Genomic DNA, 20,843 nt, shown 5'->3' with positions numbered 1-20,843 from the left:
TTCGACAAGCTTCACGCGGGCCTATACAGACACGCGATGATCATTCTCGGCATCGAATCCTCCTGCGACGAAACCGCCGCCGCGCTCGTCACCGGCGACCGGCAGGTCCTCGCGCACCGGCTGCTCGGGCAGGAAGCGGCGCACGCTCCGTTCGGCGGCGTCGTACCCGAGATCGCCGCGCGCGCACATGTCGAAGCGCTGGAGCCGCTGATCGTCGCGGCGCTGGCCGACGCGAAGCTGACGCTGGCCGACGTCGACGCGATCGCCGCGACCGCGGGGCCGGGGCTGATCGGCGGGGTGATGGTCGGGCTCGTCACCGGCAAGGCGCTCGCGCACGCCGCGGGCAAGCCGTTGATCGCGGTCAATCATCTCGAGGGCCACGCGCTGTCGCCGCGCCTGTCGGATCCCGACCTGGAGTTTCCCTATCTGCTGTTACTGGTGTCGGGCGGACATTGCCAGTTGCTGCTGGTCGAGGGCGTCGGTGCGTATCGTCGGTTGGCGACGACGATCGACGATGCGGCGGGCGAGGCGTTCGACAAGACTGCCAAGCTCTTGGGGCTGGGCTTCCCGGGAGGTCCCGCGGTCGAGCGGGCCGCGGCGTTGGGAGATCCAAAGGCTGTCCCCCTGCCGCGCCCGCTGAAAGGCTCGGCCGAACCGCATTTCTCGTTCGCCGGGTTGAAGAGCGCGGTCGCGCGTGTCGTCGGCCAGTATTCGCCCGAGGATATCGCCGCGTCGTTCCAGGCGGCGGTGGTGGACTGTCTGATCGACCGCACAACCAAGGCGCTGCGGACCTCGCACGGTGCCACCGCACTCGTCGTCGCCGGCGGCGTCGCGGCCAACACGGCGGTCCGTACCGCGTTGCAGGGGCTCGCGAGCGCCCACGGGCTCCGCTTCGTCGCACCGCCTCTGTGGCTGTGCACCGACAACGCCGCGATGATCGGCTGGGCAGGCGCCGAGCGGTTTGCCGCTGGCCTCACCGATCCGCTCGATGTCGCCGCGCGTCCGCGCTGGCCGCTCGATCCGAATGCCGAAGCGGTGCGTGGCGCAGGGGTGAAGGCATGAAAATCGGCGTCATCGGTGGCGGCGCGTGGGGCACCGCCCTGGCTCAAGTCGCAGCCTATGGTGGTCGTGAGCTGATCCTGTGGGCACGCGAGGGCGCGGTGGTCGAGTCGATCAACACCGCCCATGAGAACACGCTGTTCCTGGCCGGCGTCGCGCTGTCGCCGACGATCCGCGCGACCGACGACCTCGCGGCGCTGGCGGACATGGATGCGATCCTCGTCGTCGCACCCGCCCAGCACGTCGGTAGCGTCCTCGCGGCCGCCCCGATCGGCCGCATTCCGCTCGTGCTGTGCGCGAAGGGGATCGAGGCGGGAAGCAAGCGTCTCGTCGGCGAGGTCGCGCGCGCGGTGCATCCCGATGCGCCGATTGCGGTGCTCTCGGGACCAACCTTCGCGCACGAAGTTGCTGCCGGGTTGCCGACCGCGGTGACGCTGGCCTGCGAGGATGCCGCGCTCGGCGAGCGGCTCGCGACACGCCTCGCGGCGCGGCATTTCCGCACCTACGCCTCGACCGACGTCGCGGGTGCGGAGATCGGCGGCGCGGTGAAGAACGTCCTCGCGATCGGTTGCGGCGTCGTCGAGGGGGCAGGGCTCGGCCAGAACGCGCGCGCCGCGTTGATCGCGCGCGGGTTCGCCGAGATGACGCGGTTCGGCCTGGCACGCGGCGCGCGCGCGGAGACGCTGGCCGGGCTTTCCGGGCTGGGCGATCTCGTGCTGACCTGCTCCTCGACTAGTTCGCGCAACTTCTCGCTGGGAGTCGGCCTCGGGCGTGGCGATTCGGCGGCAACCTTGCTGGCAGATAGGCGGACCGTCGCGGAAGGCGCCTTTACCGCCCCCGTCCTCCGCGAAGCCGCCCGCGACGCGCGCGTCGACATGCCGATCACCGAAGCCGTCTGCCGCCTGCTGGAGGGCGCGCCGGTGAGCGACGTCATCGGCGACCTGCTCGCCCGGCCTCTGAAGGGCGAGGCGGGCTGACCGCCAGGCAATCCGCGAATGGGCTTGCCTCGTTCGCGGATTGTTCTATTTCCGGCGCATGCTCGACATGCCGCCGGACTCCTGCATCGACAAACCTGGATCGCCACCCGATTCGGTGATGTGTGCCGCCGACGTGGCGCGCGGCGTGATCCGGATGTTGCTGCGCCACGATCTCACCGCGATGACCGAAGTGCCGCTCGACGGCGGTCGCCGTGCCGACCTGATGGCGGTGGATACGCGCGGGCAGATCGTGATCGTTGAGATCAAGGTGTCGCGCGCCGACCTGCTCGGCGACGGGAAGTGGCCGGATTATCTCGGGCATTGTGATCGGTATTTCTGGGCGGTCCCGGCCGGGTTCGACGTCGGGCCGTTGAACGGGCCCGCGTTCCTGCCGGAGCGGACGGGGATCATCGTGGCGGATCGCTACGACGCGGCGATCGTGCGCGAGGCGCATACCGTGCCTCTGCCGGCGCATGTGCGGAAACGGTGTACGCTCGCGTTCGCGCGACGCGCGGCGCGGCGGCTGATCGCGCAGATGGACCCTGATGCGGACGGGTTGGCATTCTGAGACTAAATCCTCCCCCGCCAGGGGGAGGTGGCACCGCAGGTGACGGAGGGGGAGGACACGGAGCAGAGGTTTCCCTTCCTCCCCCTCCGACTGGCAAGCGCCAGCCACCTCCCCCTGGCGGGGGAGGATTAGGAAAAGTTCAGAACTTCGGGCCCGAAACCGCCTTGCGCACCTTCTTCGGCGCATCTTCCAGCAGCTTGCTCACGATCGGGTTGCGTCCATCCTGCTTGGCATAGGCGCGCGCGGACATGCCCGCCATGATGTCCGCCTGATCGGGATCGGCGTTCTCGGCCAGCAGCACCCGGATCATGCCCACGTCACGGCGCTGCACCGCGCGGATCAAGGGAGTCTCGCCCGCCGAGTTCGCCAGGTTCGGGTTCGCCCCCGCTGCGGTCAGGATCGGGATCATGTTCGTCTGGCCCAGCGTCACTGCGAGCAGCAGCGGCGTATTGCCCTTGCCGTCGCGCAGGTTCGCGTCCGCACCCTTTTGCAGCAGGAAGCGCAGATACACCTCGTCGCCGCGCTTGATGACGATGTGCAGCGCACCTTCGCCGCTGGTCACGTCGCGCGTGTTGATGATGTTGCTGCCGGGCTTGCCGAGCATCTCCAGCACCTCGTTGTTCTTCGCGTCGCGCACCGCGGACAGGAACTTGTACCCCTCCGACTGGCCTTGCGCGAACGCGGGCGCCGCGACGCAGGCGAGCGCAGGCGTCAGGAGGGTAGCGGCGAGCATCAGGCGGATACGCATCGAGAGACTTCCTTGGTTCGTCCTGGATATCGGTGACGCTTGCGCCGCAGTAGCGAACAGATCAAGGCTGGCGGGACCATGACCCTCCGTTTCCTTCTCATACCGGCACTCGCCTTATCCGCGTGCACAGCCTCGGCACCGCCCGCCAAACCGCCGCTCGAAGGCGCCCGGATAGGCGGCGCCTTCACGCTGATCGACCAGAACGGGAAGACCGTCACCGAACAGGCGTTCGCGGGCAAATACCGGATCATGTATTTCGGCTATACCTTCTGTCCCGATGTGTGTCCGACGGATGTCCAGGCGATCGGCGCTGCGGTGAAAAAGCTCGAGGCGAGCGACCCTGCGCTTGCCGCGAAGATCGTGCCGGTGTTCGTGACCGTCGACCCGGCGCGCGATACGCCTGCGGTGCTCAAGCAGTTCATCTCCGCGTTCCACCCGCGCATGGTTGGGCTCACCGGCACCGACGCGCAGATCGCGCAGATCAAGACCGAATATGCGGTGTATTCGAGCAAGGGCGACGCGTCGCCGGGTGGCGGCTACCTCGTAAACCACTCGCGCCAGGCCTATCTGATGGACCCGGACGGCAAGCCCCTCGCTTTGCTGCCGCAGGAACAAGGGCCCGACGCCGTGGTGACGGAAATCAAGCGCTGGGCCCGGTGAGCGCGCGCTTCTGGGAAGATACGCCGATCGAGCAGCTCGACCGCGGCCAGTGGGAAGCCTTGTGCGACGGCTGCGGCAAATGCTGCATCCACAAGCTCGAGGACGAGGATACGGGTGAGCTCGTCGCGACCAACGTCTCGTGCCGCCTGCTCGACCGGCGCAGCGGGCAATGCTCCGATTACCGCCATCGCCACGCCTATGTCCCCGAATGCGTGAGGCTGACGACCGGCAACGTCCGCGGGATCGACTGGCTGCCCTCGACCTGCGCCTACCGCCTGCGCGCGGCCGGCGAGCAATTGCCCGAATGGCACTACCTCGTCTGCGGCGACCGCGAGGCCGTCCACCGCGCCAAGCAATCGGTCCGTGGCTGGACGATCAGCGAGGACGAGGCCGGCGAGCTCGAATACCACGTCATCGACCGGGAACTGTGACGCAGTGATAGCCCGATGATCGAGGGCCTGGAGATCGTCCGTCACCCGCGCGCACGCCGCGCGCGTCTGTCGATCGATCCCGCGAGTGGCCGGGCAAGGCTGGTCCTGCCCAAGCGTGCGGCGCTGAAACAGGCGCTGGCCTGGGCCGAGGATAAGGCAGGCTGGATCGCCGAACAGCGCGCCTTGCTCCCGTCGCCCCGCCCGTTCGTGCCCGGTGCGGTCCTCACCGTCGCCGACGAGCCGTTGACGATCGAGTGGACCCCGGGAAGCCGCCGCACCGTAGTTCGCGAAGGCTCGGTCCTGTCGCTATCCGGCCCTTCAGAAACCATCGCCCGTCGCGTCGAAGCATGGCTCAAACGCACCGCGCTCGCCGTGCTGGAGACCGAGACCGCCGAATACGCCGCCAAGGCGAAGGTCAGCGTCGCGCAGGTCGCGGTCGGCGATGCCAAGGGCCGCTGGGGAAGCTGCGCGTCGAGCGGGATCATCCGCTACAGCTGGCGGCTGATCCTCGCACCAAGCTGGGTCCGTCGCGCCACCGTCGCGCACGAAGTCGCGCACCGCGTCCACATGAACCACGCGCCGGTCTTCCACGCACTCGTGGAGCAATTGTACGGCGAAGACCCGACGCCCGCGCGCGTCTGGCTACGCACGCACGGCGCGGAGCTTCACTGGTTCGGACGCTCTTCCTGATCGCTCTGGAAGCGCTGCGTCTGCACCTGGTCGCGTGGCACATCGCGTTGGAGAGGTTGCCGGCCAGCCGGTGACGGCTCACGCCGCTCACGCCCGGTGACCCGGTCGATCCAATCCTGGTTCATCTGCTGTGGAGGCGGAGCAGGTGCCACCTCGGGCTGATCCGCATCGGGCCGCGGGATCGTGTCGCCGGTCTGCGCGTCGGTCGGCACCGGCGGCTGGCCTTGCTCGATCGGATTGCCGTCCGCGTCGACCGCCATCTGGCCATTGTCTGGCTGGCCAAAATAGCTCTCCTCGTCGGGCTCGAGCTGCCATTCGGGTAGCGTGACCTTCGTATCGAACTGCTCGATCGGACGGTTGGCTGTCGCAGGCTTCATGAACGCAGCCCAGGCCTTGGCCGGCGCGGTGCCGCCGTGCAGGCCGGCGATCGGCTTGGCATCATCGCGACCCATCCACACGCCCGTAGTGATCCCGCTGGAGAAGCCGAGGAACCAGCCGTCCTTCGATGCGGTGGTCGTGCCGGTCTTGCCCGCGACCGGGCGACCGATCTGCGCCGCGCGACCGGTGCCGGTGTTCACCGCGGTTTGCAGCAGGTCGGTCATCTCGGCGGCGACATAGGGCGCGACCAATACGTGGCTACGGTCGACCTCATGCGTGTAGATCGTCTGGCCGTTGGCCGTGACTCGCGTGATCCCGTACGGCGTCACCGCCACGCCCTTGCTGGCGACCGAAGCGAACGCCCGCGTCATGTCGATCACGCGGACTTCCGACGTGCCCAGCACCATCGACGGATGCACGTTGACCGGCGTGGTGATGCCGAACCGCCGCGCCATGTCGGCGACCGTGTTGAAGCCGACCTCCTGGCCGAGCTTGGCGGCGACGGTGTTCAGCGAATAGGCGAACGCGGTCCGCAGCGAGACCGCACCGGAATTGCGTCGCGAATCGTTGCGTGGGCTCCAGCCGTTGATCGTGACGGGTTCGTCGACGATCGAGTCCTCCGGCTTGTGGCCGGCCTCCAGCGCGGCGAGGTACACGAACAGCTTGAACGATGAGCCCGGCTGGCGGACCGCCTGCGTCGCGCGGTTGTAGATCGACGACACGTAATCCTTGCCGCCGACCATCGCGCGCACTTCGCCGCCACGATCGAGCGCGACCAGCGCGCCCTGTGCGCCGGGTGGGGCATTGGCGCGGATCGCGTCGTCCGCCTGGCGCTGCATCGTCAGGTCGAGCGTCGTCCAGACTTCGAGCGGTTCGGTGGTCTCGTCGATCAGCGTATCGAGCTGCGGCAGTGCCCAGTCGGTGAAGTACCGCACGCTGTTCTGCTTGGGCTCGGGCGCCAGTTTCAGCCCCGAGACATCGGCATCGGCAGCCTCCGACGCGGTGATCGCGCCGGTTTCCTGCATCGTCTCCAGCACCACCCCGGCGCGGCCCATCGCGGCCTCGGCATCGGCGGTCGGCGAATAGTTGGAAGGCGCCTTGACGAGGCCGGCGATAACCGCAGCCTCGGCGAGGCTCAGGTGATCCGCACCGTGTCCGAAGAACTTCCGCGAAGCCGCGTCGATCCCGTAGGCGCCGCCGCCGTAGTAGACCTTGTTCAAATACAGTTCGAGGATCTGGTCCTTGCTGAACTTCCATTCGAGCGCGAACGCCAGGATGCCCTCGCGGAATTTGCGGCCGAACTTCTTCTGGTTGTTGAGGAAGACGGTCCGCGCGAGCTGCTGCGTGATCGTCGACCCCCCTTGCGTCCAGTGACCACGATCGAACCGCACCTTCACCGAGCGCGCGATACCGACCGGATCGACGCCGATATGCGAGCGGAAGCGGCGATCCTCGACCGAGACGGTCGCGTCGCGCATCACCTTGGGGATCTGTCCGTAGGGCAGCCACTCGCCGAAGCTCGGCCCCATCGACACGATCACGGTGCCGTCGGCGGCATGGACGCGGATCATCTGGCCGTTGGGCGACGACTTCAGGCTGTCGAAACTGGGGAGCTGCGACATCGCGATATACACCGCGATCGCCAGCGCACCGAGCGCGAGGACGCCGATCCCGACCATGACCTGGAGAAAGACGACCAGCCGCCGCCGCCAGCGTGACGCCGGGGGAGTTGGGGACCGACGGGACGGGGGAGCAGAACGCGTACGAGCCATGTGGCCGCAGAATTACGCGCGATGGTCCCGCCCTACAAGCGACATCAGGCCGCGACGTTCGCTTTGCGCGGCCGGAATTCGAGCGATAGGGAATTCATGCAATAGCGCTGCCCGGTAGGCGGCGGACCGTCCGGGAAGACGTGCCCCATATGGCTGTCGCAGCGCGCGCACCGCGTCTCGATGCGCGTCATACCGTGGCTGCGATCCGCGTGATCGGTGACCGCGTCGGGGCCGATCGGCTGGGTAAAGCTCGGCCACCCCGAGCCGGAATCATATTTGTCCGCGCTGTCGAACAGCTCGTTGCTGCACGCCGCACAGCGGTAGATGCCGTCGGCCTTGTTGTCGTTCAGTACGCCCGCAAAGGCGCGCTCGGTGCCGCCCTCACGCAGAACATGATATTGCTCGGGCGTGAGCCGCTTGCGCCATTCGGCCTCGGAAAGATTGAGCTGGTCCATGGACATGCATCTCGTGCTGGCGGGGCGGCTTTCAAGATTGCCCCAATCTGGTTGCGTTGGCGATGACCTGGATCAGTGTGGGGCGCAGGAAAGGAAGCAGCCACGCCGCACGTTCGCTTTCGGCGATATTGCGGACGATGCCGGCGATACCGATCGGGCGGGCGAGGCGGCGGGCGAAATCCTCCTGCCATGACGATGCGGCTGCGGGGCCACCGTTCTCGTAGGCGCGCGCGGCTGAGACTCCGCTGGCGAGCGCGATGCCCATGCCTTCGCCGGCGAGCGAGGGGATCACGCCGGCCTGATCGCCGAGACGGAAGAGCGCGTCGGCACCGGTGTGCTGGCGCCAGCCGTAAGGGACGTTGGCGATCGCATCGATCTGTGCGCTGGGGTCGATCAGTGCGACCCATTCGCCGAGTGCGGGCATCTCTCGGCCGAGGGCTTCGAGCAATTGCGCAGGGGAGCCGGCTGCCTGAAGCCTTGACCGGTGAACCGCCATGCAGAGGTTCGCGGTGCCGTCCTCCTGCATCGCCAGGCCGGCGTAGCCGCGGTCGAACAGGTGAAGCTCGATGCCGCCCGCGAGCGCTTTGCTAAGCGCAGGCGAAGGCGTGATCCGAACGCGGATCCCCAGCGTTGGGTCGAGGCCGCGTGCCTCCTCGGGGCGCGCCATCCCGCGAACGTCGTGCTTGCCGCTGGCCAGAAACAGCGCATCGGCCGCGATCGTCGCGCCGTCCGCAAGTCGTGCGCTCGTCGCGTCGATCTCGCGCACGGTGACACCGCGCTCGACCGGCGTGCCCAGCCGTTCGGCCTCTGCCAGCAGCACGGTATCGAGCCGGTGGCGCGTCACCGAGACCGCGGGATGGGGCAGGGCGGCTTCGGCCCGGCGATTGCCCGCGAAAATGCGCGCGCGCGTCACCCGCTCGGGGTTCAACGTGTCCGGGTCGATCCCGAGCCCCGCCAGTGTCTCTAGCGTCCGCCAACTCAGGAACCCGCCGCAGATCGCATCACCGGTCTCGCGTGATCGCTCGACGAGCAGATGCGGCAGGCCGGCACGCGCCAATCCGATAGCGGTCGCGGCACCGGCGAGCCCGCCGCCGACGATCAGCGCAGGCGTTCGACGCATAACCGGAACGGGAATACGCGGCGGACCTTCGCCTCGGTGATGCCGGCCTCGGCGAGCAGCGGCGGCCATTCGTCGGGGCGATAGCTTCGCGCGATCGACAGCGTCCCGTCGTGGCGCACGATCGGATGCCAGCGTGCGATCGTCGCAAGGACGGGGAAACCCCAGTGCGCGAAGCCGTGGCGGTGGAGGTCGTTGACGAACCACCCCGCGCTCGCATGTCCTTCCATGAACCGCAGGAACGCGATCAGCTGGTCGTGGCTCATGTGATGCGCGACGAGGCTGCTGACGATCACGTCCCACGGCTCATGCGCGAGGTCGGCATAGTCGCCCGTGACGTAGCGGATGTCGCCGCCATGCGCCCGCGCCGCCTGCTCACTGCGCGGGTTAAGGTCGACCCCGACCAGTTCCGCGTCGATACCCTTCGCCTTCGCCCAGCGTGCGATCCGCCGCAGCATGTCGCCATCGCCGAACCCGACGTCGAGCAACCGGAAGCTTTTCCGCCCCGCAGTCGCCCGCGCGAGAAAGTTGAGCGTCGGGCGGCGCGCCATCGTCACCGTGTTGACGGTGGCAAGATCGCCGACGACGTCCGCATAGGTTGCCGCATCGAGATCGTCGGCATCCATCTGCTCCTCGGCCTGGCTGCGGACCGCGAGGCTCATGCCGCGCTCCGGAACCCGAAGCCCTCCGCTGCCAGGCCGGGCCCGAACGCGAGCGCCACGCCGTGTTCGACCGGTGGCCCGGCGAGCAGTCGCTCGAACACGAACATCAACGTCGCCGACGACATGTTGCCATTGTCCGCCAGCACCTGCCGCGACGCTGCCAGCGCCTCGGGCTTCAGGTGCATCGCATGCTCGACCGCATCGAGGATCGATCGCCCACCGGCATGGACAGCCCAACCGTCGATCGATTCGGGCGGCTGACCCGCACTCACGATCGCACGGAATTCCTCGTCGGACAGCGCGGCGGCGATCCGTCCCGGCACCTCCCCCGACAAATGCATCGCAAAGCCCGCATCGGTAACATCCCAGCGGATCAGCTGCTCGCTATCGGGTAAGGACGCGGCGAACGGTGCTTCGAGCGCGAACCCGGTCGCATCCGCCGTCACCAGCGCCGCAGCAGCCCCATCGCCGAACTGCAGCATCGCCAGCAGTGCCTCGATGTCGTTGGCCGGTTGCAGGTGCAGCGTGGAAAGCTCGACCGTCACCACCAGCACGCGCGCGTGCGGCTCGGAGCGGACGATGTGCCGCGCACTTCGCAACGCGACGATCGCCGCGTAACACCCCATGAAACCGATCAGCAGCCGCTCGACGCTCGGCGAAAGGCCAAGCCGACGCGCGATGATCTGGTCGATCCCCGGCGCGACGAACCCTGTGCAGCTGGCCACGACAAGATGCGTGATGCCCTCGACCGCAACCTTCTCGCGCAACGCCTCGATCGCGCGGATCGCGAGGTCGGGCGCATGCTCGGCATACAGCACCATCCGCGCGCTCGTCCCCGGATGCGGTTCGGTCGCGTAGAAGCCGGAATCGTCGACCGGCGAGCCACCCCCCGCGGTCGGCGGCAGCACAGACCAGCGGTGCCCGATCCCCGACCGCGACGCCATCCGGTCGAAGACGCGCTCGGCACGGGCATCGACGCGCGATCGCGCCCAGGCGATGAACGCCGCGTGGATATCGTGACCGGGAACGGCGGACCCTACGGCATTGAGATAAGCGGACACGATACCCTTTCCTGCGATCGACGCCCAACGCATGGCACGTTCGATCGGACTATGGGACGCACGCGATATCGATTCATCGCAAATCGGTGTTTCGCTGCTGGCATGATCTGCCGGGTATGAAGCATCCGCAAGGCGGACTCACGCGTCTCTGTATAAGTACAATAGCGAGCCTTTGATCGAAACCGAAACGGGCGTCTGGCGCGACAATAAGATCCATAACGATTTGATTAATATATAATAAGTTTGAGTGTGATACCTAAATGTAGTTGTATTTGGATGTGACTGTCCTGTTAGTTAACAAAATGGAGGGACGCCGCCGGCTTTTTGGCGTTTAGTCCGAATATCAGGGTGTCTCAGCCTGTATCTGGGATGGTCGAAGGTTTGCGTGCGATAGCAGCGACAGGTTGCGGGCACGCGGTTTCGATCGCGTATCAGGGTCGATGGTAACGGGTCGATGGCAACGGGGAGCCTTTGGTGAAAAACGAAACCGTCGTGGAATTGGTCAAGGATCTGACTGCCAAATTGTCGGCGGTCGCGGAGGAGTTCAACGGACGGGTCGCCAAGGCTGCCGAACCGGCACCGGTAGGCAATGAACCGAACGACGCCGCGCTCGTCGAACATGCGAATGCGGTGCTCGAGCAACGGCGATTGCGGCGGAAGTTCCTGCCTGGCGAACTGTTCCACGAACCGGCCTGGGACATGCTCCTGGCGCTTTTCGCATCGCGCGACGACCGTATGCCGATGAACATCAAGGCGCTGGTCAGCATGTCCGACGCACCCGTCACCACGTCGCAGCGCTGGATTGAGCATCTCCACAAGTTGAAGCTGATCGACCGCGTCACCGACCCGACCGACCGGCGGCGCGTCGAGATTTCGCTGAGCTATACCGGCGACCAGCAGATGAAGGCCTATCTGCGCGCGCTTCTTCGCGGCTAACCCAGTCACCACGCTGCCAAGACCGGCCGCGGCGCGTCTTCTTTGAAGCGTGTCGCGGCCGCTTTTTTTACGTATTACACAATAAAGCCATTACGGGTTCAAGTTGCTTGCGATTCAACAGCAATGCAAGATGATGCCGTTTCACAGTGTAATATACTGAGCTTAAAGTTCGAAACGGATGTCGTCACATTAACTATCATAGTTTTGCTTTATGATCCCATTTTGATTTCGTAGTATTTGATTAAGTGGCTTCGGACAATTTGTTCCCGATCAAAGGATTGGGAAGAAAATTGATTCGTCTGATGTCACAGCATGGGGGAAAGAGCGGGCGGTTTCGACGCGTCGCAGCGGCACCGTGTCTGCTGACATGCATTCTGAGTACAGGATTGTCCCAGCCGGCGCTTGCCCAGGCGCCGGCTGTCGCGACGTCGATCGGCACGCCCGCGGGTACGCCGATCGTCAATACCGCCGGCCTTCGGTACGATGCCGATGGTACGGCGCAGTCGACCAGCTCGAACACCGTCACGATCATCGTCGCCGAGCGGCTCGACGTGGCGCTGGTCCGCGACGGGCGGGGCGCGGTCGTCGTCACCGCGCAGCCGGTCGCCATTCCCTTCACGCTGACCAACCTCGACAACGGCACCGAATCGTTCGTGCTGGCCGCCTCCGTGTCGCCCGGCGCGGCCGTGTTGCGCACGCTGGTGATCGATACCGACGGCGATGGCCTCTACGATCCTGCCAAGGACGTCGCGCCGGTCGATGGCAAGACGCCGCTCTTGTCGCCCGGCCAGTCGCTCAAGCTGCTCGCGATCCTGGTTGCCACGCCGGAGGGCGGCGCCGCGAACGCCGTGCTGACCGTCACCGCGCGCTCGACGACGGGATCCGGCGCGACGGGCAACGTCTATCCCAGCGCGGGTGATGGCGGCGGCGATGCGGTGGTCGGACCGACCGGCGCACTCGCCACCGTCTCGGTCCCGCTCGGCACCGCGCTCGCGGGCCCGGTGCTGCTCAAGAGCCAGTCGGTGCGTGCCGCCGACGGATCGCAGACCGCTGTCCGCGACGCGGTCATCACCTACACGCTCGAGGCGCGCTTCACCGATGCCGTCAGCGGCGCACGGATCGCCGACCCGATCCCCGTCGGCACGGTGTTCGTCCCCGGCAGCCTGACGCTCGACGGTGCGCCGCTCAGCGATGGCGCGGACGACGACGCCGGGCGCTTCGACCCGAGCACTGCGCAGGGCGCCGGCGTCACCGTCGCGCTCGGCCGGGTCGCCGCCGGGTCCAGCCACACCGTCCAGTTCAAAGCCAAGATCCAATGAGGAGCCAAGCCATGATTACGCGTCCAATGACTGCCGCCGTTCTGGTCGCCACGGCCGCCGCAGCCTCCGCGGCTGCCGGTCCGTTGCAGGTCAGCAGCAGCATCCTCGTCGAGGCCCGCAGCGCCGCAGCCGACGGCACCACCCGGGTTACGCTGGTCAAGCCGACCAAGGTGACGCCGGGCGACAAGGTGATCTTCGTTCTCGCCTATCGCAACAGCGGCGCGCAGTCGCTGGCGAACGTGGTGCTCGACAACCCGTTGCCGCGCCAGATCGCCTACCGATCGGCCAATCCCGGTTCGCCCGCACCCGACGTCTCGGTCGACGGCAAAACTTACGGTTCGCTCGCCACCCTCCGCGTCCGCAGCCCCGATGGCAGCACGCGCGCGGCGAGCCCCAACGATGTCACCAGCGTCCGGTGGCGCCTCGCAAGTCCGTTAGCGGCGGGTTCGCAGGGCCAGTTCGCGTTCCAGGCCGTCCTCAAATGATCCGGCCCATCTCTCTCTCCACACCTGACCAAAATCATCACAGAAGGAAGACCTAAACGATGTACGCAAAAGGGGTAATACGCACGCTGCTGGCCGGTACGGCCGCCATCGTGTCTGCAGGGACTGCAATGGCGCAGACCGCACCGGGACCAGCAGGTACCGCCGCCGGGACGACCGTCACCAACACCGCGCAGGCGAGCTATCTGGTCAACGGCGTCCAGCAGTCGGCAACGTCGAACGCCGCGACGTTCGTGGTCGATCGCAAGGTCAACCTGACCGTCGCCACCAACCAGCCCGCCAACACGCAGGTCTCGGTCGGCCAAGCGGGCGCCGTCCTGACGTTCAAGGTGACGAACAACACCAACGGCATACAGGATTTCCTGCTGTCGACCAGCCAGACGCCGATCCAGGGGCTGTTCACCGGCGACAATTTCGACGTGACCAACATCAAGGTGTTCGTCGATTCGAACGGCAACGGCACCTATGACGTGGGCGCAGATACCGCCACGTACATCAACGAACTCGGTGCCGATCAATCGGCGATCGTGTTCATCGTCGCGGATGTGCCCAACGTTCAGGCGGTCTCGCTCGCGGGTGTCACGCTGATCGCGCAGGTCGCGGCGGGCGGCGATGCGGCGGCGCAGGGCGCGGCCCTGGTGCCCAGCCTTCTCGCCAACGACGACAACGCGGTCGACGTGGTCTTCGCGGACAATGATTCGGATGGTCTTGGCCCCGATATCGCCAGCAACGGCTATGGCCGTGCGGCACTTGGCTATGAAATCACGACGCGCAACGTCAACCTGACGGTGACGAAGTCGTCGGTGGTGATTTCCGATCCGGTCTCCGGCCTGTTGCTGCCGAAGGCAATTCCGGGTGCGGTCGTGCAATATTGCTTGGTCGTCAACAACGCGACGCTGCTGGTGCCTGCGAGCAACGTCAATCTCACCGATATCATTCCGGCCAATACGACCTATCAGCCGGGATCGATCACGATCGGTGGGCTGGGCGTCGGCGGAGCATGCGTGCTGAACGGCTTCCCTGCGAACGACGACGGATCGGCGATCCCGCTGACTCCGTTCACCGGCTCGTACAATGCCGGCACGAAGAAGGTGACCGCGACGATTCCGACCCTGCTCGGCGGGACGTCGGTAGCGGCAAGCTTCCGCGTGACGATCAACTAAGTCCCACCACCCAGTCTCCGCTCCTCACGAACAAGGAACGACCGATCCCGGCGCGTGGAGACGCGCGTCGGGAGAGGACCCTTCATGTCCAGCTTCCGTCGCCTTTCGCGCCTTTGCGCCCTGCTCCTGACGCTCCTGCTCGGGCTGATCGTCGGCACCCTGCCGGCGGCCGCGCAGACGGGTGTCCAGACGACTCGTATCCAGAATACCGCGACGCTGTCGTTCGACGACGCGGCCAGCGATTCCGGCGTACGCGCGGTGCCGTCCAATACGGTTTCGCTCGACGTGAACCGGGCCAAGCGCCCGACCACGCTCACATTCCACCTCCCGCCGCCCAATTACGACCTGACTGGCGCGACGTGTCAGACCACCCCGACCTTCCAGTTCACACCCGCGCCGATCGACGCGGCAACCTTCGCCAAATCACCCTGGGTCGCGGCGATCGACATCTATGCCGACATGATCCTGGTGCTCGACAATCAGGCCGGCAACCACGACCCGGACGCGCGCGAGACGTCTGTCATCGCAGTCGATGTCGGCACGATCCACACGACGCTGACACTCACCGAGACCGCGGCCGACAGCGGCATCTTCGCCGGCGGCATCCCCGCCAGCGCGACCGGCAAGCATCCCGAACTCGCCGCCTGCGACATCCGCAACATGCGCGGCGCAACGATCAAGCTGAGCTTTGCCGAGGATGGCTACAGCCTTGCCTCGATGGCGTCGCTGCTGATCGATCCGGCCGGCTACACGTTCGATTCGCGGACCGGTGCGCTGGTCGACGGCACGACCGTGTCGCTGGTCGACGATGCCGGCCAGCCCGCCACCGTGTTCGGCGACGACGGCGTCAGCCGCTATCCCTCCACCGTCGTCACCGGTGAGGCAGTCACCGACGCCAGCGGCCGCGTGTACCCGGGTGAGACCGGCCGGTACCGATTCCCACTCACCGCACCCGGCCGCTATTACCTGAAGGTGACGCCGCCCGGCACCTACACCGCGCCGTCGACCGTCGATCGCGCGACGCTCGCCGCGTTGAAGGATCCGCAGGGCACACCGTTCATCCTCAACGATACCAGCTTCGGCGGATCGCTGACGCTGTCGACGCCCGAGCCATTTTCGGCCGACATCCCGCTCGACAGTCCCGGTGCAGGAACGTTGCTGCTGACCAAGGTGGCATCGGTGCGTGAAGCGGCGCCGGGCGATTTCGTCCAGTATCTGCTGCGCATCACCAACCGCGATTCGGTCCCCGCGCGCGGGCTCCACGTCGCCGACACGCTGCCCAAGGGACTACGCTACGAACGCAATTCCGCGCGCGGCGGTGACGAGCCGACCGTGTCGACCGACGGCCGCGGCCTCGATTTCGTCATACCCGTGCTCGCCGCAGGTGCCTCGGCCGAACTGAAATACGTCGTCAGCATCGCTCCCGGCGCACCCACCGGCGAAGCGCTCAACCGCGCGCGCGTCGTCGGACAGGGCACCGTCACCAGCAACGAGGCTGCCGCCTCCGTCCGTTTGCGCCCGCTGCTGTTCACCGACGCGATGACGATCATCGGCCGCGTGACCGAGGGGAATTGCGGCGATCCGGTCGACAAGCGCAAGGGCGTGCCCGGAATCCGCCTGCTGATGGAGGACGGCACGTTCGTCTCCACCGATCGCGACGGGCTGTACCATTTCGAGGGCGTCCGCGCCGGGCGCCACGTCGTCCAGATCGACACGTCGAGCATCCCCGCGACGCACGCACCGGTCGCCTGCGACATCGACACGCGCCAGGCGAACAGCCCGATCTCGCGCTTCGTCGAGGGCGACGGCGGCCTGCTCAAGCGCGTCGACTTCCAGCTCAAGCCGACCGGCAAGGCTGCGTCGGCGGACGCGGGCCTCCCCGTCACGGTCGCCGATGCCGCCGTCGCCGCGGGCAGCCGCGACTGGCTGGCGGGCGATCAGACGGCCGGTATCGATTGGCTGTTCCCACAGGCCGACCACAACCCCCGCGCGCCGATCGTCCGCGCGGTCGTCAAGCACGCGCCCGGCCAGCGTGTCGCGCTGACGATCAACGGCAAGCAGGTCGAGCCGCTCGCGTTCGACGGCACCGATCAGCGCGACGGTACCGACATCGCCGTTTCGCGCTGGACGGGTATCCCATTGATCGACGGCGACAATCGGCTTCAGGCGCGCGTGCTCGCCGCCGACGGTAGCGTCGTGAAGACGCTCGACCGCATGGTGCATTACTCAGGGCCCGGCGTTCGCGCGGTGTTCGACGCCGCCAGCAGCCGGCTCGTCGCCGACGGCCTGACGCGCCCGCTGATCGCGGTACGCGTGACCGACAAGACCGGTCGTCCGGTGCGCGCAGGCACGCTGATCCCCTTCACCGTCGACCAGCCCTATACCGCGGCGGTCGAGGCCGAACTCGAACAGGGCCGCCAGCTTGCCGGTCGCGAGCGGTCGTCCACCACCGCGCAGGTGGTCGGCGACGACGGTCTGGCCTTCATCGCGCTCCAGCCGACCACGCAGGCAGGCGCCGTCCACGCGATCGTCTCGCTGACCGAGGACAAGATCGTCCACAGCAGCGAAGTCCGCGCCTGGCTGGCCGCATCGCAAAAGGATTGGGTCGTGGTCGGGTTCGGCGCAGGCTCGCTTGGCTACGACATGCTCAGCAAGCGCCAGTCGGGGCTGCCCAGGTCGCAGCGCAACAGCGTCGTCACCGATGGCCAGCTTGCTTTCTATGCCAAGGGTCGCGTCAAGGGCTCGTGGCTGGCGACGATCGCCTATGACAGCGACCGCAAATACGATCCCGACCGCGGGCTGCTCGGCACGATCGACCCCGACCGCTATTACACCGTCTACGGCGACGGCTCGCGCCAGGGCTATGACGCGGCAACCCGCCGGAAGCTGTACCTGCGGCTCGAGCGTCGTGAGTTCTACGCGCTGTTCGGCGATTTCGAGACCGGCTTCACCGATACGCAGCTGACGCGCTACAACCGCACGCTGAACGGCATCAAGACCGCGTATGAGGGCAAGCGAGTGCGTGCGACCGGATTCGCCGCGCATACCGACACGCTCTATTCGCGCGACGAAATCCAGGGCAACGGGCTGTCCGGTCCCTACCGCCTGTCGGGGCGTAACATCGTGCCGAACAGCGACAAATTACGCCTCGAAACCCGCGATCGCTTCCGCTCCGAACTGATCGTCGCCAGCACCGAACTCACCCGCCACATAGACTACGACATAGACACGTCGATGGGCACCGTCCGCTTCCGCCAGCCGATCCTGAGCCGCGACGGCAACCTGAATCCGATCTTCATCGTCGCTGACTACGAGGTCGAGGGCGGCAGGTCGGCGAAGCTCGCAGCCGCCGCGCGCGTCGCGACCAAGCTCGCCAACGGCCGCGTCGAAGTGGGCGCTGCGGTGATCCGCGACGAGACCGTCGGCAAGGCCACCGTGCTCGGCGCAGACATCAAGGCGCGCGTCGATGCGACCACTGAACTGCGCGGCGAGATCGCCAAGGGCGGTCGCGGCGGGCTCGGCCAGGGCCTCGCCTATCTGGCCGAGGTCGATCACCACGGCACCAAGCTCGACCTGCTCGCCTATGCCCGCCAGCAGGACACCGCGTTCGGCGTCGGCCAGCAGAACCTCGTCGAGGCGGGGACGCGCAAATTCGGACTCGACGGCCGGCTACGGCTGACCGATCGGCTGAGCGTGACCGGGGTCGCCTGGTACCAGCAGCAGTTGACCAACCCGGGCACGCGCGCCGCTGGCGAGGCCCGCCTCGAATACCGCCGCGACACCGGCACGATCTTCGTCGGCGGCCAGTTCGCGTCGGACCGCGGCATGGACGGCAAGAACCGCGACAGTCGTCTGCTGACGGTTGGCGGCACGCAGGCGCTGTTCGGCAATGCGGTGACGCTCACCGGGCAGACGCAGTTCGCGCCCGGTGGCGACAGCGACAGCGTCGACTTCCCGATCCGCCACCAGATCCAGCTCGCCTATCGGATCAAGCCCGGCATCCGCCTGATCGGCGGATACGAGATCGCGAACGGCGACGGCTATGTCGCGCATACCAAGCAGTTCGGCGTCGACGTCGCCCCCTGGAACGGTGCCAAGCTGATGAGCACGCTCAACCAGCAGGCGATTGGGGAAAACGGTGCGCGGACCTATGCGCAATACGGGCTCAGCCAGTCGGTGCCGCTCGGCAAGGACTGGACCGTCGACGGTACGCTCGACGCGAGCAACACGCTGAAGGGGCAAATTCCGGACGGCGCGGTCGTCAACGCGTTCCAGCCGGTCACCTCAGGCGGCTATGTCGGGCAGGACCAGACCAATGGCGATTATGCCGCGGTGACGCTCGGCGCGACCTACCGCCAGGCACGCTGGTCGGTGAACGGGCGCCTGGAATATCGCAACGCCGACAGCGGCGATCGCTGGGGGATCACCACCAACTTCCTGCGCACGCTGGGGCAGGGCAAGACACTCGCGTCGAGCATCAAGGGGTATACGATCAAGGACAAGACCGGTGCGGTCGCCACCTATGCCACCGCCGACGTTGCGCTCGCGCTGCGTCCACTAGACAGCCGCTGGTCGGTGCTCGAACGGCTCGAATTGCGGCACGAGAGCGCGGATGCCGGGTTTACCGACACCAATTCGCTCGGCGTGCCGGCGTACGGTGGCGGCGATCAGGTGACGTCGCGGATCATCAACAACTTGGCGATCAACTATCGCACCGGTCCGGAAGGGCTCGGCCACGGCACCGAGGCGACGCTGTATTACGGTGCGAAGTACGTCGCCGGGCGCTTCGCCGACGATACCTATGACGGGTATATCGACGTGACCGGGTTCGAGTTGCGCCAGGATGTCGGCACGCGGTTCGACATCGGCGTCAGCGGTTCGGTCCAGCATGCGTGGGAGCGTGGCGCTTGGTCCTGGAGCGGCGGGCCGTCGGTCGGCGTGTCGCCCGCGCAGAACACGTGGATCAGCGCCGGCTACAACGTGTCCGGCTACCGCGACCGCGATTTCGAGGACGACCGCTACACGCGGCAGGGGCCGTACGTGACGATGCGGCTGAAATTCGACCAGACGACGATCGGTGGCGCCACGCGCGCGCTGTTCGGCGGGCGACGATAATAATGGGAGAGAAACATATGCCGATGCCGAGCCAGCCGACACCCATGCCACTGCCGCGCGACTTCACCGACCACGGTCCGTGCGTCGAGGACCTCGCACGGGCGTTTGCGGCGCAAGATGCGGCGACGAGCGAGGCGCTGATCGAGACGCTGGCGACGCAGGCGATCCGCCAATGGCGGCTCGACGACGCGACGTTCTGGCAACGCGTGAAGTTCCAGGCGCGAATGATCCGGGCAAGGCAAGGGTCAGGGAGTTCGGGGAAGCACTGAGCGTGAAATCCTCCCCCGCCAGGGGGAGGTGTCGCCGAAGGTGACGGAGGGGGAGGACGGCGATGACGCCTGTTCCGTGTCCTCTCCTCCGTCTGGCAAGCCCCAGCCACTTCCCCTGGCGGGAAGAATTTTAGCGACACTATTTCTCGTCGGTGGTCAGCTTCACCTTGTTCGGCAGCTTCTTCCCCTTGGTCCGGCGCGAGGGCAGCTGGACGGGGTTCTTCTTCTTCCACTGCGCAAACGTCATCGGCCCCTCGGGCGTATCGATGACCGTGTCGTCGATCGAACTCATGCAATGCCTCCGCAAAGCCCAACGCACAGCTGCGAAAGGGGGACCCTCGAAGGGGGTGTTTACTCGATCAGAAAAAAATGGTGCGGCCAAGAAGACTCGAACTTCCACGGGCTTTCGCCCACAACGACCTCAACGTTGCGCGTCTACCAGTTCCGCCATGGCCGCCCATGAAACATCACCGGGCGGACCCGGCATCTGGTAGGCGAGCGCCACTAGCAAGGGTTTGAACGCTACGCAACGCCCTTTGCGAAAAAGCCTTCGTTCGGTACCGCAAACAATGGCTGCGCCCTTTCTCTCTACCGATATGAAGGCTGAAACCCGGCGCATTCTCGCGCTGGCGTGGCCGGTGATGCTGACGAGCCTCAACTGGACGATCCTGCACGTCACCGACGTGATCGTCGTAGGCCTCGTCGGCGCGCATGAGGTTGCGGCGCTGGGTGCGAGCCGGTCGCTGACGTTCATCGCGATCGTCACCGGTCTCGCATGGCTGTCGGGCGTGCTCGTCCATACCGCGCGGGCCGACGGGGCGGGGGATCTGCCGCGGACCGGGCAGGTGCTCCGCGAAGGGTTGGTGCTGGGGTTGCTACTCGGGCTCGTCGTAGGTGCCGTGATGTTCGTGTTCGCGGACGGCATGCTCGCGGGATCGGCGTAGCACCCGCGCTGGTCGA

General features: G+C 66.7%; 20 protein-coding genes and 1 tRNA gene. 13 read left to right on the top strand and 8 right to left on the bottom strand.

The window, feature by feature from the left end; translation table 11 throughout:
- Nucleotides 1–36 precede the first annotated feature (36 nt).
- Genes tsaD through O6X71_RS12605 form a run of 3 tightly spaced genes read left to right on the top strand, consistent with a single transcriptional unit; the run spans nt 37 to nt 2,604 of the window.
- The gene (gene tsaD / locus O6X71_RS12615; protein ID WP_353466144.1) at nt 37–1,062 is read left to right on the top strand and encodes a tRNA (adenosine(37)-N6)-threonylcarbamoyltransferase complex transferase subunit TsaD; all 1,026 of its coding nucleotides are present in this window, start codon (nt 37–39) and stop codon (nt 1,060–1,062) included.
- Nucleotides 1,059–2,036 carry an NAD(P)H-dependent glycerol-3-phosphate dehydrogenase gene (locus O6X71_RS12610; RefSeq protein ID WP_353466143.1) on the top strand — a complete coding sequence of 326 codons (978 nt, stop codon included), beginning with the start codon at nt 1,059–1,061 and terminating at the stop codon, nt 2,034–2,036. Before tsaD ends, O6X71_RS12610 begins: the two co-directional genes overlap by 4 nt.
- Before the next feature lie 58 nt (nt 2,037–2,094).
- Nucleotides 2,095–2,604 (top strand): MmcB family DNA repair protein, encoded by a 510-nt coding sequence (locus O6X71_RS12605; RefSeq protein WP_353466142.1) that lies wholly within the window; start codon nt 2,095–2,097, stop codon nt 2,602–2,604.
- 139 nt (nt 2,605–2,743) lie between these two features.
- On the opposite strand, the gene O6X71_RS12600 is transcribed toward O6X71_RS12605, so the two are convergent.
- Complete coding sequence (locus O6X71_RS12600) at nt 2,744–3,352, bottom strand: ankyrin repeat domain-containing protein (protein ID WP_244647334.1); 609 nt, start codon at nt 3,350–3,352, stop codon at nt 2,744–2,746.
- Nucleotides 3,353–3,430: 78 nt separating this feature from the next.
- Between O6X71_RS12600 and O6X71_RS12595 the strand changes: the two genes are divergently transcribed.
- From O6X71_RS12595 to O6X71_RS12585, 3 genes are read left to right on the top strand one after another with little or no spacing between them, the layout of a single operon-like run.
- Entirely contained in the window at nt 3,431–4,012 is a 582-nt protein-coding gene (locus O6X71_RS12595; protein WP_353466247.1) for an SCO family protein, read from the top strand.
- On the top strand, nt 4,009–4,443 hold the full coding sequence (locus O6X71_RS12590) for a YcgN family cysteine cluster protein (RefSeq protein ID WP_435368480.1): 435 nt from the start codon (nt 4,009–4,011) through the stop codon (nt 4,441–4,443). The genes O6X71_RS12595 and O6X71_RS12590 overlap by 4 nt, the downstream gene beginning before the upstream one ends.
- Before the next feature lie 15 nt (nt 4,444–4,458).
- Nucleotides 4,459–5,133, top strand: coding sequence for a M48 family metallopeptidase (locus O6X71_RS12585; RefSeq protein WP_353466141.1), 675 nt, complete (start codon nt 4,459–4,461; stop codon nt 5,131–5,133).
- Here the strand turns inward: O6X71_RS12585 and O6X71_RS12580 are convergent.
- The 5 genes from O6X71_RS12580 to O6X71_RS12560 are packed head-to-tail and all read right to left on the bottom strand — an operon-like array spanning nt 5,109 to nt 10,578.
- A complete protein-coding gene (locus tag O6X71_RS12580; RefSeq protein ID WP_353466140.1) occupies nt 5,109–7,283 on the bottom strand; it encodes a transglycosylase domain-containing protein in 2,175 nt (724 codons plus the stop codon). The genes O6X71_RS12585 and O6X71_RS12580 overlap by 25 nt on opposite strands.
- A gap of 44 nt (nt 7,284–7,327) precedes the next feature.
- Complete coding sequence (msrB, locus tag O6X71_RS12575; protein ID WP_353466139.1) at nt 7,328–7,738, bottom strand: peptide-methionine (R)-S-oxide reductase MsrB; 411 nt, start codon at nt 7,736–7,738, stop codon at nt 7,328–7,330.
- A gap of 31 nt (nt 7,739–7,769) precedes the next feature.
- Nucleotides 7,770–8,858, bottom strand: a complete 1,089-nt coding sequence (locus O6X71_RS12570) for an NAD(P)/FAD-dependent oxidoreductase (protein ID WP_353466138.1) — start codon at nt 8,856–8,858, stop codon at nt 7,770–7,772.
- Complete coding sequence (locus tag O6X71_RS12565; RefSeq protein WP_353466137.1) at nt 8,837–9,517, bottom strand: methyltransferase domain-containing protein; 681 nt, start codon at nt 9,515–9,517, stop codon at nt 8,837–8,839. The genes O6X71_RS12570 and O6X71_RS12565 overlap by 22 nt, the downstream gene beginning before the upstream one ends.
- Nucleotides 9,514–10,578, bottom strand: a complete 1,065-nt coding sequence (locus O6X71_RS12560) for a type III polyketide synthase (protein WP_353466136.1) — start codon at nt 10,576–10,578, stop codon at nt 9,514–9,516. The genes O6X71_RS12565 and O6X71_RS12560 overlap by 4 nt, the downstream gene beginning before the upstream one ends.
- A gap of 474 nt (nt 10,579–11,052) precedes the next feature.
- On the opposite strand from O6X71_RS12560, the gene O6X71_RS12555 reads away from it, so the two are divergent.
- From O6X71_RS12555 to O6X71_RS12530, 6 genes are all read left to right on the top strand, one after another.
- Nucleotides 11,053–11,514 carry a hypothetical protein gene (locus tag O6X71_RS12555; RefSeq protein WP_353466135.1) on the top strand — a complete coding sequence of 154 codons (462 nt, stop codon included), beginning with the start codon at nt 11,053–11,055 and terminating at the stop codon, nt 11,512–11,514.
- A 386-nt stretch (nt 11,515–11,900) separates the two neighbouring features.
- Nucleotides 11,901–12,833, top strand: coding sequence for a hypothetical protein (locus O6X71_RS12550; RefSeq protein WP_353466134.1), 933 nt, complete (start codon nt 11,901–11,903; stop codon nt 12,831–12,833).
- 11 nt (nt 12,834–12,844) lie between these two features.
- Nucleotides 12,845–13,318: a hypothetical protein gene (locus O6X71_RS12545; protein ID WP_353466133.1), complete on the top strand. Its 474-nt coding sequence runs from the start codon at nt 12,845–12,847 to the stop codon at nt 13,316–13,318.
- A gap of 128 nt (nt 13,319–13,446) precedes the next feature.
- Nucleotides 13,447–14,499 (top strand): hypothetical protein, encoded by a 1,053-nt coding sequence (locus O6X71_RS12540; RefSeq protein WP_353466132.1) that lies wholly within the window; start codon nt 13,447–13,449, stop codon nt 14,497–14,499.
- Nucleotides 14,500–14,583: 84 nt separating this feature from the next.
- Nucleotides 14,584–19,614 carry a hypothetical protein gene (locus O6X71_RS12535; RefSeq protein WP_353466131.1) on the top strand — a complete coding sequence of 1,677 codons (5,031 nt, stop codon included), beginning with the start codon at nt 14,584–14,586 and terminating at the stop codon, nt 19,612–19,614.
- A 17-nt stretch (nt 19,615–19,631) separates the two neighbouring features.
- A complete protein-coding gene (locus tag O6X71_RS12530; RefSeq protein WP_056064202.1) occupies nt 19,632–19,883 on the top strand; it encodes a hypothetical protein in 252 nt (83 codons plus the stop codon).
- A gap of 139 nt (nt 19,884–20,022) precedes the next feature.
- Here the strand turns inward: O6X71_RS12530 and O6X71_RS12525 are convergent, their stop codons facing one another.
- Nucleotides 20,023–20,175, bottom strand: a complete 153-nt coding sequence (locus tag O6X71_RS12525) for a hypothetical protein (protein WP_353466130.1) — start codon at nt 20,173–20,175, stop codon at nt 20,023–20,025.
- A gap of 78 nt (nt 20,176–20,253) precedes the next feature.
- Nucleotides 20,254–20,340: transfer RNA gene (locus tag O6X71_RS12520), tRNA-Leu, on the bottom strand.
- Nucleotides 20,341–20,479: 139 nt separating this feature from the next.
- Here O6X71_RS12520 and O6X71_RS12515 point away from each other — a divergent pair.
- Nucleotides 20,480–20,827, top strand: coding sequence for an MATE family efflux transporter (locus tag O6X71_RS12515; protein ID WP_353466129.1), 348 nt, complete (start codon nt 20,480–20,482; stop codon nt 20,825–20,827).
- Nucleotides 20,828–20,843 lie beyond the last annotated feature (16 nt).

It is taken from the genome of Sphingomonas faeni (assembly GCF_040407505.1).
Classification (GTDB): Bacteria; Pseudomonadota; Alphaproteobacteria; order Sphingomonadales; family Sphingomonadaceae; genus Sphingomonas; species Sphingomonas faeni_E.
This window is presented reverse-complemented; position numbering and strand designations above follow the sequence as displayed.